Source organism: Bradyrhizobium erythrophlei, from assembly GCF_900129505.1.
GTDB lineage: Bacteria > Pseudomonadota > Alphaproteobacteria > Rhizobiales > Xanthobacteraceae > Bradyrhizobium > Bradyrhizobium erythrophlei_D.
Genome location: NZ_LT670818.1, coordinates 7233476 through 7248154 on the forward strand (window position 1 = coordinate 7233476; position 14679 = coordinate 7248154).

Below are 14679 nucleotides of genomic sequence, written 5' to 3' on the forward strand. Positions count from 1 at the left end.
TTCAGTGGTGCCACCGGAATGATCATGTGAAGAGAACGCCTGAATAGAAGGCAAAGCAGCTAATCGCTTAGGCAGTTGCGCCTGTGGCCGAAGGCGCTACCCGCGAAGTCAAACGCGTGAGCGGTGTTAACCTAATGCGCGTGCGGGGCAGTCAGCTCGATGTTAGCGTTTCTTGCTCACTCCGGGAGGGACGCATGGACAATCGCGAGAACGGACAGGGTATTTCAGAGCCGTTCGTTAGTCCGCTAGGACGAAGCACGAGAACCAGCGCGAGCACAATGCCGAGCCCAATTTCTTGCGAATATCTCGGTAACCCAAGTATGTGGCTTTGGATCGTAACCCCAGCCTCGAACTTTCGCAGTATTTCAACAATTAAGGTAACGAATAGAGTGCCGATAACTGCTCCGCTCAAGCTCCCGGAGCCACCGATGATCAGCATGGCCAGCGTAAGGAACGTAAGGTTGAGATAAAACACGTCGACAGAGATGACACCCAAGAAGTGCGCATATAAACCGCCCCCAAGGCCGACAAGAAATGCACTCAGTACGAAAGCACTCAGCCGGACGTGGACGACGTTTATAGCGACGGATTTTGCCGCGATCTCGTCGTCACGCGATGCCCGCACCATAAGGCCCACCCGCGATTGCTGAAAGAGCGCGGCGCAAATGATTGCAAATGCGACATACGCGAAGAACACCCACGAATTTGCGACGGTTGGAATGCCAATAATGGAGCTCGCACCGGCAGTCACCGAATCCCAGTTTGAATAGAGGCTGTTAACAGCGGCTAGAAATGCAAACGTAGCGATTGAGGCCGCGATGCCCGTGAGACGGATGATTGCTGCGCCAAATAGAGCCGCTATGACCGTGGCCAATAGGCCGCCACCTAAGACCGCAACGATAAAAGGATATTGGGTCTCGTTGAGAAATGCGGGAAGCCCCGTCAACATCAACTGTTTCCACGCGGGTGGTCCCGCGGCCCATCCTGCCGCATAGGCGCCAATGCACATGAAAGCGACTTGGCCGAATGAAAGGATGCCCGTATTTCCGACGAAAGTATAAACTCCGATGACGACTACCATACGAATAAGCATTTCGTTGATAGTCAATGTGACGCTCTCAGCGCCGCTAAACTGACCGAGCGCAACAACCACAGCGACGATGGCGATCAGTACGATGGGGCTCCAAATCGTTTCAAGCCGCCGTCGATGCGGTTCCATTGTCATGGTGCTCCTTTAGACCCGTTCAGTGAACGCTCTTGTGGGAAACAGGCCAGTTGGTCGGACGATTAGGATCAGAATGACCAGCGTAAAAACAAACGCATCCCGAAAACTTCGCATCTCCCCTGGCAGATACGCCTGTAGCAAGGATGCGGCGAGGCCTACAGCCATGCCGCCCACAGCAGCGCCGACCAAGCTGCCCATTCCGCCGATCACCGTGCCAATAAAGGCGAACAGCATGAGTGGAACACCCATCTGAAACGTAAGGGTGCCGGTCTGTGCTACGAACAAAAGTGAGACGGCGACAGCAAGTACGCCAGAGACGGCGAACGCAACGCTGATTACGTAGTTCGAGCGCACACCAAGATATTGCGCCATCCGAAAATCTTCTGCCGCGGCGCGCATTTGCACACCTAAGGGGGTTAAGCGCAAAATAGCCGTCAAAAGCAGCATCAAGATCATTGTCGCGCCGATCGTTACCAGCTGTAGCTTACCTACATGTAGAGCGCCGATATCGACCTGTTGGATGAGACTTGGCCAGAGATTGACGGACTTCTCGCGCGCTCCGTAAACTATCAAAAGCACGTTCTGAATCACGTAGCTGGCCGCAAAAGACGCGATCATCAAGGTTGGCGGCGAGGAACTTTTTAGATAGCGAAATAGAAGGAAATAGCAAAGGACAGCGAGTGCGATCACAATAGTACTCGTAGCGACGAGCATGAAGGGCAGCGGCCAACGCCCGATGAACATTTGCGCGGTGACATCGGCACTTGCTTGGAGTGGTGGAACGATGAGCGCATAAGCGCCGACCGATATAAAATCTCCATGCGCGAAGTTGATCAGCCGCAAGACCCCAAACAGAAGGCCTATGCCAAGAGCGGCAAGTGCATAAAGGCTGCCAAGACTAATGGCGTCGATGACATTTTGTAGGAACCCAATCATTGTTGTGCGCCCTCTTGCAGAGTCTCTTGGGGCTCATCGAAGCCGAAGTATGCGCTTTTTAAGGATCGCCCGTCGGCTATGTCCGCAGGTCGGATGCATAACCGAATCACGCCGTTGCGCAGAACGTAAACGCGATCTGCTACTCTCATCACGCGTTCCGATGATTGCTCATTGATAAGGAGCGTAACATTGTCGCGCCGGCGCATATCAAGCAAGATATCATAAACACGACCGATGATTTGCGGTGCGAGCCCCAACGATGGCTCATCGACGAGTATGATCCGGGGCCTAGTCATGAGCGCGCGGCAAATGACAAGCATTTGCTGCTCGCCGCCGGAAAGTTTTCCAGCTGGCTGCTTCAGCCGCTCTCGCAGCCTAGGGAAGAGCTCCAGCATGCGTTCGCGATCGGCATTTATGTTGGTTCGATCGCGCCGTTGGTAAGAACCGATGCGCAAGTTTTCATCGACCGACAACGTTGAAAATACATGCCGGCCCTCAGGAACGAACGAGAGGCCAAGGCGTGATATCGCTTCGGGTGCCTTTCCCATGAGCGCTACACCCGCAAAACGGATTGCTCCTAGGCGGGGCCGAACGCCGCCGGCTATAGCCTTGAGAATCGTCGATTTACCCGCGCCGTTTGGTCCGCATATGCAAACGATCTCGCCGTCCTCGACGTTAAGCGACACACCACGCAGCGCGCTAAGGCGGCCATAATTGACGTGGACATCATCAACCTCGATCAATGGCATAGCGCGTCCCACACATTCTAAACGTAGTGTCCGAGATACGCTTCGATGACAGCCTCGTTCTGCTGAATTTCTTTCGGAGTCCCTTCAGCGATTGTTCGCCCACCATCAAGAACATGGATGCGATGTGACACGCCCATGATGATACGCATGTTATGCTCGATCAAAAGCGCGCCGCAATTGAACGATTTGGGAATCCGTGAGATCAGTTGCATCAATTCGTCGCACTCATGATCGGACATTCCCGCAGCGGGCTCATCCAGCAGGATAAATGCGGGTCGGGTCACAAGTGCGCGCGCAATACCTACTCGTCTTTCATCCGTGTAAGCGAGGGTACCGGCGATCGCATCGGCCTTGTCGTCAATCGAGAGCCAAGCCATGGTCTCCATCGCGACGGAAGCTGCTTGCTTCCGAGCCATTCCCATCGCAACGGCGGCGACCTCAACGTTCTGAAGCACGGTCATTCCTCGGAAGAGGCGACCGGCTTGGAAGGTTCGGCTAATCCCTGTTTTACGGATGTGGTCAGGAGCTGACCCCACGACGTCAACGCCGCCGATAAGGATACTGCCTCCCGTGGGGATCTGGAACCCAGTGAGGCAGTTGACGAGCGTTGTTTTACCGGCGCCGTTAGGCCCGATCAGCCCCAGGACCTCGTTGCGCTGCAGGCTGAGGCTGACATTCGAGACAGCCACCAAACCTCCAAAGCGCACCTCAAGGCCTGCTACGGACAACTCCCACAGATTATCCTTTGTCCTGCTTAGCAAGATCGTTCACCCGCCCTGCTCATCGCGAACCTACCCGAGTCCGACGAGCGTGATGCATAACGCCCTTTGTTGGTCATTTCTTCAAGCGATAGAGGACGTCGCTTGGGACGGCTTCGTCGATCCGCCAATCTTTGAGCACCTTCCCTTTGCCATCATTGATTTCGACGATGAAATAGTTGGCCCGATCCTGCTCATGCAATTTTGCCGAAAAGGAGCGTGGACCAAGGATTGTTGGTTCGTCGCTAAGACTGTTCATGACTGCGACAACTCTAGCGGCATCGAGTGTTCCCGCTTTCTCAACCGCCTTCTGCCACAGTTGGAGAAAAGCATAGATTGGAAAGGCATATTGTGTGACGGGCGCTTCATTGAACTTTACCTTGTAGCGTTCGATGAGGGATTTCACCTCCGGACGCGGATCGTCGCCATAGACTGATGCCTGAACTGTCTCATAGAAATTACTCAGGTTTGGCACCGAGTTGAGCCAGTATGTCCCGTCCATGCCGCTACCGTTCAGGATCGGCACATGAATGCCAGCGGCACGCATTTGACGGATGGCCGCCGGTCCGCCTGGTGTGATGGTACATAGCATCACCGCATCCAGTTTTCCGGCACTTATCGCGCTACGTATATGCGTGACTTGTGAGGCGATCGATGCGTCGGCGTTTTTGAACGTATCACGGTCGACGATTGTGCCGCCCAGCTTTGAGAACATCCAGTCAAAGCCAGCGCAAGTGGATTTATTATATTCAATGAAATCATCGAGCAACACAAAGGCGTTGCGGACATTCTTCTCCTTGTACGCCCATTCCGCGATCGTAGCCCCCTGAACTTGGGCTGCGGCCGATGCAGAGAAAGAATATGGACCAACGCCGACGATGCCCGCTTTCGGATCCTCGGCGCATAGAAATACTGAGATCTTCCCAGCTTTTTGCGCTTGAAGAGCAGCGGGCGCACCGAAGTCGTAATCGCAGGTGACAAAGACAAGGTCGGCACCCTCGCCGATGACCTCCTGCCCTGCCTTGGCACCTTCAGCGCGATCGCCTTTGGTATCGGCGAAAAGAGGCACGATTTTTCGACCAAGAATTCCGCCTTTAGCGTTGACGTCATCCATGAACACTTGTGCCATCTTGGTGCCGTCGCCATCGTAAGCGAGCCAAAATCCTGTCATCGCGACCGAAAAGCCAAATTTAATGGGAGGCTGCTCCTCGGCAATTGCATGAGACGTGGTCACGTAGGTAAGCAGGCCTAACCCGAGTATTCCAGCCCTCAGCCATCTCAGCATTTTAGTCTCCATGCCATTCATCAACGCGAGAGTTATTCGCTTGTTCTAAGGCTTCACGCGCGAAATCTTTAGACCCACTAAGCGAAAATGATTGGAGCCGATTAGCGTCATTAATAATGAACGGCCTGCTTCTGAAGGTGATTGCGTGGAGCGCAGGCAGATTTTGGACATTTTCTGCGCACTTGCGCATGACATGGTGCGACTCGTCGGAAAGATGGCCAGTGCGGCCTCTTTTGCGGCGACCGCGCCTGCGTGGCTTGTGCTGAGGTGCGCGAATGTCTCGTCAAAGATCGCGATTCTGGGTGCTCGGTTTATCTCGTGCCGCTGTGCAAGGCCGAGTGGGTCGTCTACGCAAAGCGGCCGTTCGGCGGGCCCGAGGCGGTGCTGGCCTATCTGTCGCGCTATACCCACCGCGTCGTCATCGCCAACAGCCGCCTGATCGCCTACGACCAGCAGCGTGTCACCTTCAAGTGGAAGGACTACCGCATCAAAGGGCGCGATCGATACAGAAGCATGAGGCTTGCCACCGACGAGTTCATCCGCCGTCTCCTCATCCACGTGTTGCCAAACGGCTTGCACCGCATCCGCCACTACGGCCTGTCGCTAAAGCCGCTTGCGCCGGCAACATCGCACGCGCCCGCGAGTTGCTCGCCGCCACAAAACCTCAGAGTAAATCCACCAGTTCCGTGGTCGATCCCGGCGATCCTCCTTGTCCATGCTGCGGCGGTTGCATGATTATCATCGAGGTCTTCGAGCGCGGTCGTACGCCCCGTCACTAATGCGGCCGGCATCCGAAATCCTTCACAAAAAATGGAAATTCTAACCTCGTACCCGCGATCACTTTGGCGCTGGTTTGGGAAGCGGCCTAAGCGCCATGATCGCTCCGCGCTCGACTTGAGTGACCTCTATGCGCAGTACCGGAAGCTCGATGGAGTCGCCGTCGTCCGGAATGCGGCGTGGCTGGTCGATCACAAAGCCGCCCAGCGTCTTGTAAGTTGGAGTCGTAGGCTCTTGTAACGCGAAGATCTCGGCAACATGGTCGAGCGGTTCGACACCGGCGACCAGATAGCTTCGTCCGCCTCCCGTGTCAGCGCAGTCGTGGACGCCTAGGAGGCAGCATGCCCCCCGGTAAGTCGCCGGCGAGCGGTTCGACGACCGACTCGGCGCCAGACTGGAGCGCCTGCCGCTGATTCTCCCCCAATCAAAACGCCAAACGCTTCCCAAACTGCATCAAAAGTGCGTCAGAGCCAAATTTGAACGCCGATTGACGGGCACCCATACTTCGAGAAAAGGATAAGAGCGAACCTGCTGGATATAAAGCGTCGGGCTCTTCGCCCGAAGGATCAGTGCTCGCGAATGTGGACAGAATCGAACACCGCTACTTCAAGTATCGAAAATCCTCGACGAAGCTCGGCGCCCTTATTCCTTCTCTTAACTTCGGATCCGGGACAGGCTTGAGTTGCTCCAACCGCAGACCAATTGAGCCTGCCCACAGGTCAGTTTTAAGATCATCCGGCTCCTCATCCGGCAAACCGTCACTCACCTTAGCCGAGACTTCATTTAGCTTCATTCGGATAACCTTAGTCGCTTTCCACTCCTGGTCCGTTGGCTTACGCGCATAGTCCCACAAGCCCGGCGCCAATCGATCAACGAAGACGGGTAATGCCTCGCGCTTCACCTCTTCGCTACAAAGCTCGGCATTTCCGAACGCTATGACGGATCGAAAGTTAACGTTGTGGTTAAATGCAGCGCGCGAGAAAACGATACCGTCGAGATGCGTAACTGTGAAGCATACCGGGATTCCGCTTTGCTGCGCCTTCAGCATGCGACTGGCGGATGACCCATGCCAATACAAGTAATCATCAATGCGCCAATGGTTCGTGGGGGTGACATAGGGCGCTCCATCGATCACATAGCCAACCTGACAAACTATGCCGACGTCGATGATCGCATTGATAGTATCCCGGTCGTATTTAGCCAACCAATGATACCGCTTTAGGCGCGTCCGTTCACTCGCTGGCTCTACATGAAGCGTATCTTTGTTGATCGTCATCGCGCTAAACTCCGGGGAAGTACATCGTTCGAGCATTCAGTTGAGTATTGGTTTGACGGGGGATTCCCGGCGCTTGGCGTCTTTTTTTGAAAGTTGGCAGGTCCATTATTGGTCCAGGTCGAGGGATCAACAGCCGCGCCACACCTCGAAGTATGCCTAATCCAAGCCAAGCTCCAAATCGTGTCGTATCGCCGAGCACTTATAGAGGTTACGACGTAAACTTGCGCGAGCCATTGCGAAAAACTGGATGGAGCCAATTATCTTTTTTTGCGCCGCCGCGCCCTGGCACTTCGGGCAGTGCCGGTTGCGGCAGCTGTTGTAGGCGATCGTGGTGTGGGCGCAATCCTCGCAGCGCGCGACGTGTCCGCCCAGCGCCGCCGTGCGGCAGTTCTCGATGGCGCTCATCACCTTGAGTTGGAGCAGGCTCACGTGACCGCGGTTGGCATGACGCCACGCGGCCCCGTGGTCGCGGAAGACGTCGGCGACCTCCAGAGCTGGACGGGCCATGTGGGCCCGTTAGGCTGGCGGCTCGTTCTTCTTCGGCGCTGGTGGCGTGAGCCTGTCCAGCGGGCTCATGACCTCACGGATGATGTTGGTGGCCACTTGAGTGTAACGAGCCGTGGTGTCGAGCTTGGAATGCCCGAGGGGGAACTGGCCAGGGCAGTGATCCCCGTTCAGGTTGATATTGGCTTTGGCGATCACGTCTATCCACCGCCGGAGCGTAGGATGTTCCCGTGCCTTCTGCCAAACCTTCCGGCGGCGAACATCCTCATGTATCCGCCCGAAACTGTGATCGCAGAGAAGTTCGAAGCGATGATCCGCTTCGAGACAGCGAATGGGCGGATCAAGGATTTTTACGACATTTGGGTCACGCTCCGCACATTTGGGTTCGAACTGCCCGAACTGGTGCAGGCCGTCGGCGGTACGCTCCGGTGCCGAGAGACTGCTATCCCGACCGAGATGCCCGTGGGATTGACCGAGGCGTTCGCAAAGATCGCCGTCGATCGTGGTCTGTGGACGGGCTTTCTTCGTAGGAATCCACCGACTATTCAGCCGCCTCCTTTCCCAGAGCTTCAGGTGGAATTGCAACGGTTTCTGGGCCGTGTGATCGCCGGTCTCGCGGTGCCGGAAGGGGCCAAGGGCCGATGGGACCCAGATGGCGGGGCCTGGAGTTGAGGTGCCATTCGGCGTTTCCAACCAGGTCCGGTTCAGCGCGCGTTGGCAATGGATTGTACCAGCACTGCTGATCCGGCCGCGATCGCACCGCTCTGACGCGCTATCGCCATGTTGAGCTGCCGGACAGGGCGTTCATCGACTGTATGGTGCAAGCTCACGCTCCCGTCGCCTTGGCCTACTCCCACAGCAACATCTGCGGCGATCGGAAGCCACATCTCCACGTTCGGATCGTTAAGGTCGGTGCGATCGTGCCTGGTGAGTTTCACAACCGGCCGACTACCGATGATGAAGCTTTTCTTGGGCTGCGTAATCCGCAGTATGGCGATGCCGCGCCGTTCGAGCACGCGCATCACCTCCGCGCTGGGTTCTCCCAGTGTCTGAACTCTGACGTTGCGCAGTGTTCGAGCCTTGGCTTTGGGTGTCGCCAACGCTTCGATTTCGTCAAGCCGATGGGGTACGGCTTGGCGCAACTCGTCGAGTGTATAGATGCCGTGCATCTTGTTCTTGTCGCCCTTACCAAGCTGGCGCCGTACCACCCGCCGCGCCGCCGGCACATTTTTTTTCTCCGTGTCGTGGGCGAGTTGGGCTTCCACTATATTGCCGTCGAAACGCGCCCTCCTCATTGAGCAGGGTCGACGCAGCCGTGCGCGCAGTGGTCGCCGCCGGGCCAGTATCGCACCCCATGATCCGCAGCGCCTTGTTCAGTGTGTTGACGGACATTGGCACGCCATCGTCATTGGACGTCCAGCAGATCGCGAATCAGCGTCGCGCGATCAGCGCTGTTGGCGTCGGTCTCGCGCCAAGCCGCAACGGAGTCGACCCCGGAAGTCGTCCAGCACGAGGTAAGTGTCTCGCTCGCATCGTGGGGCACAATGGATGGGGGTTACAATGCATTCCGCAATCTGAATGGACAGATTATTGCCAACATTTCGACGCCGCGGCCGCGTCCTGCCGAAATACATCAGTTCCCAGATCGCGTGATCTTCGAAGATCTCGGTCCTCGCATCCCCTTCGAATTTCTCGATCGTGACCTTGCCGGTAAAGCGGTGATAGGCGCCGTCAAAGCTAATCAGCCGGGCGATGATCCGCTTGAGCAGCGGCGCGCGGTCGGTGAAGATCGCTTGCAGGATCGTCTTCTGCCGAGCGAATGACACGACATAGCGTGTATCGGTATCTTGGTAAGTATAGCGCGTGACATCTCCCACTGGCTTGCCGGTCTTGCCATCGGTCTCGACGCGCTCTGCATCAAAGGCGACCTTGGTCTCGTCGTCGGCGATGATCTGGCCGTCTTTGGCCAGCATATAGACGATCTGCGTTTCATAGCCGTAGGCGGCGGTGGCGGTGATATGGGATGCGATGACCGTATAGGGTCCGACGCTGGCACGCGCCCAATACCAGTTGTGCATCAGCGTCTGCATGGGGACGTCGCCCCAATTATGATCGTGATATCCGCTGCCGGAGACGCGGTGTTCTTCAGGGCCGATCGTGTAGCGGACGCTTGCCCGTCCGTGGGGCACGGAGGGAAGCCACGCAAACAGTTTTTCTCGCCCCTCAGTACCAAAATAGAGATGACCGGATTTGGGACGCCAGGCGGGGACCTCTCCGGTCAATTCGATGTCGACCGATATCTCCTCGATGGTCGCGGTGATGTAGTAGCGATGGAGATCTCCGACAAAGCGATTTGCGCCGATCCTGACGTCGCAGCCGGATTTCGATGCGCTGAACAATTCCGGCTTGGTGTCGAGAAACTTCTCGAAGGTTCGCCCATCCGGCAAAGTGAGGTTGATGGTGATCCGTGGCGCGAGAGGACCGTTGGGGCTGACATTGGGCTTGGTGTAGAACACGACAACGACGGTCGCGCCATCATCGAGATGGGCGTCGAAATACCACCATTCGTAGCGGCCCTTTTCCGTGCCGATGCGCTGACCGTCCTCGAACGGCACGACAGAGACAGGGTCGATGCCGAGCCGCGCATAATCAGCGAGACGCCCTGCCAGGCGAAAGTGAGGGTTGTTGTCGTTGTCCATCGTCTTCTCTCCAGTGGCAGTTGCGGCGTCAGGCCGACAGGCCGAGCTGCTTGCGATATTTTGGCACCAGCATGGTTTCCGCCTTCACTTTCCGGTTCAGCCAGGGCGACCGAAGCGTTCCGACCGGCGGAGCGAAGATGACACCGGCCCGACTGCCCAGGGTGACCGCCATCATGAGGTTTCCGGTCTTGGCCTTGTAAGTCTTGGGCGGCGTTCGCCCCGATGCTATCGCGCGGATGTTCGCTTCCGCGACGCTGACCTGGCCGGCGATATGCAGCGCCATCTTGTTTTCCTTGAGGTCGGTAATGTCGCCAAGGGCGAACACATCGTTCTCGCCCTCCATCAAGAGCTGGGGTGTCACACTGACACGCCCCTCGGCATCGAGGCGGTCGGAGAAATGGGCGCGTAGATATTCGGTATTGGGACGGCCTCCGATGCAGCACAGCATGACGTCATAGGCGATGTGCTTGCCGCTGGCGGTGCGGGCCTCGCCCGGCTCCGCGGTGTAACCGTTCCGTGGCAATGGGCTCTCGATCCGTTCCCCGGTCAGCAACGTCACCCCGTGCTCGGTCAGGAATCTTGCCGCAACGGCAGAGGCCGAACCTCCTGTCCCAGCCAAAATGCGCGCCCCGGACTGGACAATGGTCACGGAGCGTCCCGGCCAAGTCTCGACGATCTCGCCGGCCATCTCGACACCCACCGGGCCACCGCCGACGATCAGGATGCGCCGCGCAGAGGCGAGCGATGCCTCCAGTCGATAAAAGCTCGCTTTGCGCTCTTCGATTGAGCCGCTGGACGATCGGATGAACGGACCGGAGAAACGGCTGCCGGTCGCCAGCACGGTGATGTCGGCCGTCACCATCCGTTGGCCGCCGTCATCACCCTCAACGCGCCCGCCAGCGCGGCTTAGCTCGACGAGACGCCCGCGGACGTACTGCGCTTTCGGCAGGGCTTCGGCGATCGGCACAATCGCCTTTTCGGCGTAGCTGGGCTCGACTATCAACCGGGGCATCGCCATCGGCACTTCGAAATAATCGGTCGGTGCGATCACCGTCACGTCGAAGTCGTCGGCGAGATGGCTCGCCAGCACAGCGCCGGCCATACCGGCTCCGTAAATCACTATTTTACTTTTCATCGTTTGCGCCGCTTTCAAGCGTTGGATCGACCCAATCGCAATCTGGCGTTTTCAGACCCATCGGAATAGACTATATCTTTCGATATTTATCATCGTACGGCACTATACATGCTGGATGGCGTTACACTTGATCAGTTCCGCACCTTCGTCGCCGCTGCCGATGAGGGCAGCTTTTCGGCGGCTGGCCGCCGCCTCGGGCGAGCGCAATCCGTGGTCAGCCAGACGCTGGCCAATATGGAAGGGCAGTTGGGCATCAAGCTCTTCGACAGGAGCGGACGGATACCGGTTCTGACCGAATCCGGACGCGCGCTCTTAGCCGATGCGCGTGCGGTCACGGGCACAGTCGACACGTTCAAGGCCCGGGCGCGCGGACTGGCCGGGGGCCTGGAGGCCGAGCTCCCGGTCGTCGTCGACGTCATGCTGCCCACGCCCGTCCTGACGCATGCAGTGGCCGAATTCTCGCTGCGCTTTCCAGACGTTCCCCTGCGCCTCTACGTTGAAGCGCTTGGCGCGGTTCTCAAAATGGTACTCGAAGGGACTTGCGCGTTCGGGATCGTCGGCACGTTGCCCGATGTGCCTGAAGATGTCATTCGCGAGCATTTGATGGAGGTGCAGATCGTGCCGGTCGCCTCGCCGTCCCATCCGCTCGGCCTTCATCCCACGCCGCTAACGATCAATGATCTGGCGGCACATGTTCAACTCGTCCTGACCGATCGCTCCAGCCTATCGAACGGAACGGAGATCGGCGTCGTGTCGACGAAACCGTGGCGGCTGGCAGATTTGGGAGCAAAGCACGCCTTCCTTAGGGCGGGCATGGGTTGGGGAGGCATGCCACTTCACCTTGTCCAAACCGACATTGACGCCGGCACGCTGGTTGTCCTCGACGTCGTCGAAATGCCGAAAAGAGGCGCATGGGTGGCGTTGTCCGCCGTATTCAAGGCGGACGCACCGCCTGGCCCGGCCGGGCGATGGTTGATCGAACGAATCAAGGCGAGGGCTGAAAAGGAATGACGCGGCGTCATTTGCAGTCGAACGTCGAGAGGGGCAACGCAGCGCAATCGGGCATCTCAAGGTCCGGCGGCTGGCAATTACAGCGTCAGCAATAGTGCCGGTTCGCAAAATGGCGTGGCTGTGGGGATAGCAGAGCAAGAGAACTTGCGTACGGCGGAATGATGCGGCGACACCTCTCCGTCTTGAAGAACATACCAGCGCCGACGCGGATAAAAGTGTCGTCCCTAAACGTAGCCGGTCAATTTAACCTGGCCATTTCTGCTGGAGATTGCCTGAACCCCAATACTAGCGTCAGCATGGTTCCTGCCGCAGTTAAAAGCGCGAGAGGCAAAAGGCCAAGCGCATAACTGCCAGTAGCTTCTTTGATAACCCCCAGTGAGTACGTCCCAACGAAACCGCCGAGGTTGCCGATCGCGTTGATCTGAGCGATCCCGACCGCGGCCGCGCTGGTCGACATCCATTCCGTCGAAAGCGCCCAGAAAGGCCCCTTGATTGCGTAGGTTCCGACAATCGCCACAAAGAGAATAGCAACCGTTGGCAGGAGAGACTGGGCGGTAAACGCTAACAGCAGACTGAGCGACGTTGCCGCCAAAGGAATTGCAAGGTGCCAGACGCGCTCTCCTGTCCGATCCGAGTGCTTAGCCCACAACACCATCAGGACGGCGGCAACACCGAATGGAGCCGAATTCAGAAGACCCGTTTCCATATTTGAGAGACCGAAGGATTTCAGGATCTGCGGCTGCCAAATGGATAGGCATGCGCTTGCCCCGGTGCTTCCGGCAAAGATCAGTCCGGCGGCAAGTACATGCTTGTCGATCAGCACCCTCCAGGTAGAGCGCCGGCTTGAGCTTCGACCGCCATCCCGTTCGCGTTTAATGCGATCGGTAAGCCACCGGCGTTGTTCCGCAGTGAGCCACTTGGCTTGAAGCGGGGTGTCGGGCAAAACAAAAAACGCCAATCCTCCAAGAAGGATCGCGGGAGCGGCCTCTACGATGGACATCCATTGCCAACCGTGGAGGCCAAGCCAGCCATCGAGCCGGAGCAGAGCAGCGGAGATCGGCGAGCCGATGAAGCTCGCGGCGGGCACAGAAACCATGAAAAGCGCCACCACGCGCGCGCGGTACGATTTGGGAAACCAAAACGTCAAATAGAGCAGCACGCCGGGATAAAAGCCTGCCTCGGCGGCTCCCAACAAGAACCGCACCAGATAAAAAGAATAAGGGCCCACGACGAGAGCCGTTGCGGCCGAGACCAACCCCCAGGTGATCATAATGCGAGCGATCCAAAGACGCGCTCCAACCTTCTCAAGGACAAGATTGCTCGGTACTTCAAATATAAAGTAAGTGACGAAGAAAAGACCGCTACCCAAACCGAACATGGACGCCGTGAGGCCGACGTCCTTGTTCATCTGCAAGGCGGCAAAGCCGACGTTCACGCGGTCGATGAAAGAGACGAGATAGCACGCCATCAAAAACGGAAGCAGGCGACGCGTTACGCGCCTCATCGTCGCCCTCTCGAGGTCAGAGGGCATACCATCATTCGTCATCGCCATGTCTTTTCTCCGAAAGACGCACAAACAGTTGTTTCGGACGTGCTCGAGCTCAACTAGACGTGCCCGTATTTTGCGAGCGCTTCTGCGAGTGTGAGCCCTTCGGAGAGTTGTGTTCGGATCGCGGCCTCGGTCGCAGTGAGGCGCTCTGATTCAGCGAGCACCTGTTCGACAAGTGGTGCAGGGATGACAATCGCTCCATCGTCGTCGCCAAGAATGAAGTCTCCCGGCTTGACCGACACAAAATTGGACGTCGCGCCGCGCAACACAACCGGAACTTGCCAGGCGTTTACCTTCCAGCGACCAATGGACTGAACCGGCGTGCGGTATCTCGCGAAAACCGGAAATCCGTGCTGACCGATCCACCTCACGTCGCGAATACCACCGTCAAGCACCGCTCCGACGCAGCCACGCTCTTTCATCCCGAGCGCGATCAGCTCGCCGAAATAGCAGATGCCCTCGCCATCGCCGGACCAGACCGAGATCTCACCCGCAGACAATCCCTGACATGCCTGCATCTTGTCGTCGTCTCCGCCGAGCGGGAACGCTGTCATCTGCCCGCGAATTGTGTAGGCCCAGCCAGCCAGTTTGATTCCGTCGCGTCGGATCGGGAACGGTGCGAAATCCGAACTCAGACCCTGGTCCAGGTAGTCGAGGGTGTCGAGGACATCGGCAACGTTCGATGTATCGACTGCCAGGTATCGTTGCCGAATCTCGTCCTTGTTCGCCTGTTTCATGTCATTCATGATCTCGTTGCTGAGCCGCAAGATTGGTC

Annotated in this window: 15 protein-coding genes and 2 pseudogenes; 3 read left to right on the forward strand and 14 right to left on the reverse strand. The window is 57.5% G+C overall.

Annotated features, from left to right (window positions below; genetic code table 11):
- Positions 1 to 151: 151 nt before the first annotated feature.
- From B5525_RS33910 to B5525_RS33930, 5 genes are all read right to left on the reverse strand, one after another.
- A complete protein-coding gene (locus B5525_RS33910; RefSeq protein WP_079570178.1) occupies positions 152 to 1225 on the reverse strand; it encodes a branched-chain amino acid ABC transporter permease in 1074 nt (357 codons plus the stop codon).
- Positions 1226 to 1234: 9 nt separating this feature from the next.
- The gene (locus B5525_RS33915; protein ID WP_079570180.1) at positions 1235 to 2161 is read right to left on the reverse strand and encodes a branched-chain amino acid ABC transporter permease; all 927 of its coding nucleotides are present in this window, start codon (positions 2159 to 2161) and stop codon (positions 1235 to 1237) included.
- On the reverse strand, positions 2158 to 2910 hold the full coding sequence (locus B5525_RS33920) for an ABC transporter ATP-binding protein (protein WP_079570181.1): 753 nt from the start codon (positions 2908 to 2910) through the stop codon (positions 2158 to 2160). Before B5525_RS33920 ends, B5525_RS33915 begins: the two co-directional genes overlap by 4 nt.
- A 17-nt stretch (positions 2911 to 2927) precedes the next feature.
- Positions 2928 to 3599, reverse strand: a complete 672-nt coding sequence (locus B5525_RS33925) for an ABC transporter ATP-binding protein (RefSeq protein WP_244567673.1) — start codon at positions 3597 to 3599, stop codon at positions 2928 to 2930.
- A gap of 145 nt (positions 3600 to 3744) precedes the next feature.
- Positions 3745 to 4953, reverse strand: coding sequence for an ABC transporter substrate-binding protein (locus B5525_RS33930; RefSeq protein WP_079574148.1), 1209 nt, complete (start codon positions 4951 to 4953; stop codon positions 3745 to 3747).
- Between the two features lie 306 nt (positions 4954 to 5259).
- Here B5525_RS33930 and B5525_RS33935 point away from each other — a divergent pair.
- Positions 5260 to 5732: pseudogene (locus B5525_RS33935) on the forward strand (IS91 family transposase); the annotation flags it as partial.
- Between the two features lie 58 nt (positions 5733 to 5790).
- On the opposite strand, the gene B5525_RS48010 reads toward B5525_RS33935, so the two are convergent.
- From B5525_RS48010 to B5525_RS45600, 4 genes and pseudogenes are all read right to left on the reverse strand, one after another.
- On the reverse strand, positions 5791 to 6177 hold the full coding sequence (locus B5525_RS48010; RefSeq protein ID WP_079570183.1) for a transporter associated domain-containing protein: 387 nt from the start codon (positions 6175 to 6177) through the stop codon (positions 5791 to 5793).
- 154 nt (positions 6178 to 6331) lie between these two features.
- On the reverse strand, positions 6332 to 7006 hold the full coding sequence (locus tag B5525_RS33945; protein ID WP_079574150.1) for a pyridoxamine 5'-phosphate oxidase family protein: 675 nt from the start codon (positions 7004 to 7006) through the stop codon (positions 6332 to 6334).
- 267 nt (positions 7007 to 7273) lie between these two features.
- A pseudogene (locus tag B5525_RS33950) lies at positions 7274 to 7513 on the reverse strand (transposase zinc-binding domain-containing protein); the annotation flags it as partial.
- A gap of 9 nt (positions 7514 to 7522) precedes the next feature.
- The gene (locus tag B5525_RS45600; RefSeq protein WP_172899785.1) at positions 7523 to 7708 is read right to left on the reverse strand and encodes a hypothetical protein; all 186 of its coding nucleotides are present in this window, start codon (positions 7706 to 7708) and stop codon (positions 7523 to 7525) included.
- On the opposite strand from B5525_RS45600, the gene B5525_RS33955 reads away from it, so the two are divergent.
- Positions 7643 to 8182, forward strand: coding sequence for a nucleotidyl transferase AbiEii/AbiGii toxin family protein (locus B5525_RS33955; protein WP_172900029.1), 540 nt, complete (start codon positions 7643 to 7645; stop codon positions 8180 to 8182). The genes B5525_RS45600 and B5525_RS33955 overlap by 66 nt on opposite strands.
- Positions 8183 to 8214: 32 nt before the next feature.
- Here B5525_RS33955 and B5525_RS33960 read toward each other — a convergent pair whose 3' ends face one another.
- The 3 genes from B5525_RS33960 to B5525_RS33970 all read right to left on the reverse strand — a co-directional run bounded on the left by B5525_RS33960 (position 8215) and on the right by B5525_RS33970 (position 11344).
- A complete protein-coding gene (locus B5525_RS33960; protein WP_154073608.1) occupies positions 8215 to 8775 on the reverse strand; it encodes a hypothetical protein in 561 nt (186 codons plus the stop codon).
- Between the two features lie 180 nt (positions 8776 to 8955).
- Positions 8956 to 10209 carry a lipocalin-like domain-containing protein gene (locus B5525_RS33965; RefSeq protein ID WP_154073609.1) on the reverse strand — a complete coding sequence of 418 codons (1254 nt, stop codon included), beginning with the start codon at positions 10207 to 10209 and terminating at the stop codon, positions 8956 to 8958.
- A gap of 28 nt (positions 10210 to 10237) precedes the next feature.
- Positions 10238 to 11344, reverse strand: a complete 1107-nt coding sequence (locus B5525_RS33970) for an NAD(P)/FAD-dependent oxidoreductase (protein WP_079570189.1) — start codon at positions 11342 to 11344, stop codon at positions 10238 to 10240.
- Positions 11345 to 11452: 108 nt separating this feature from the next.
- On the opposite strand from B5525_RS33970, the gene B5525_RS33975 reads away from it, so the two are divergent.
- On the forward strand, positions 11453 to 12355 hold the full coding sequence (locus tag B5525_RS33975) for a LysR family transcriptional regulator (RefSeq protein ID WP_079570190.1): 903 nt from the start codon (positions 11453 to 11455) through the stop codon (positions 12353 to 12355).
- Between the two features lie 238 nt (positions 12356 to 12593).
- Here B5525_RS33975 and B5525_RS33980 read toward each other — a convergent pair whose 3' ends face one another.
- Positions 12594 to 13907, reverse strand: a complete 1314-nt coding sequence (locus B5525_RS33980; RefSeq protein WP_079570192.1) for an MFS transporter — start codon at positions 13905 to 13907, stop codon at positions 12594 to 12596.
- A 53-nt stretch (positions 13908 to 13960) separates the two neighbouring features.
- Positions 13961 to 14671 carry an RraA family protein gene (locus B5525_RS33985; RefSeq protein ID WP_244567674.1) on the reverse strand — a complete coding sequence of 237 codons (711 nt, stop codon included), beginning with the start codon at positions 14669 to 14671 and terminating at the stop codon, positions 13961 to 13963.
- Positions 14672 to 14679: the final 8 nt, after the last annotated feature.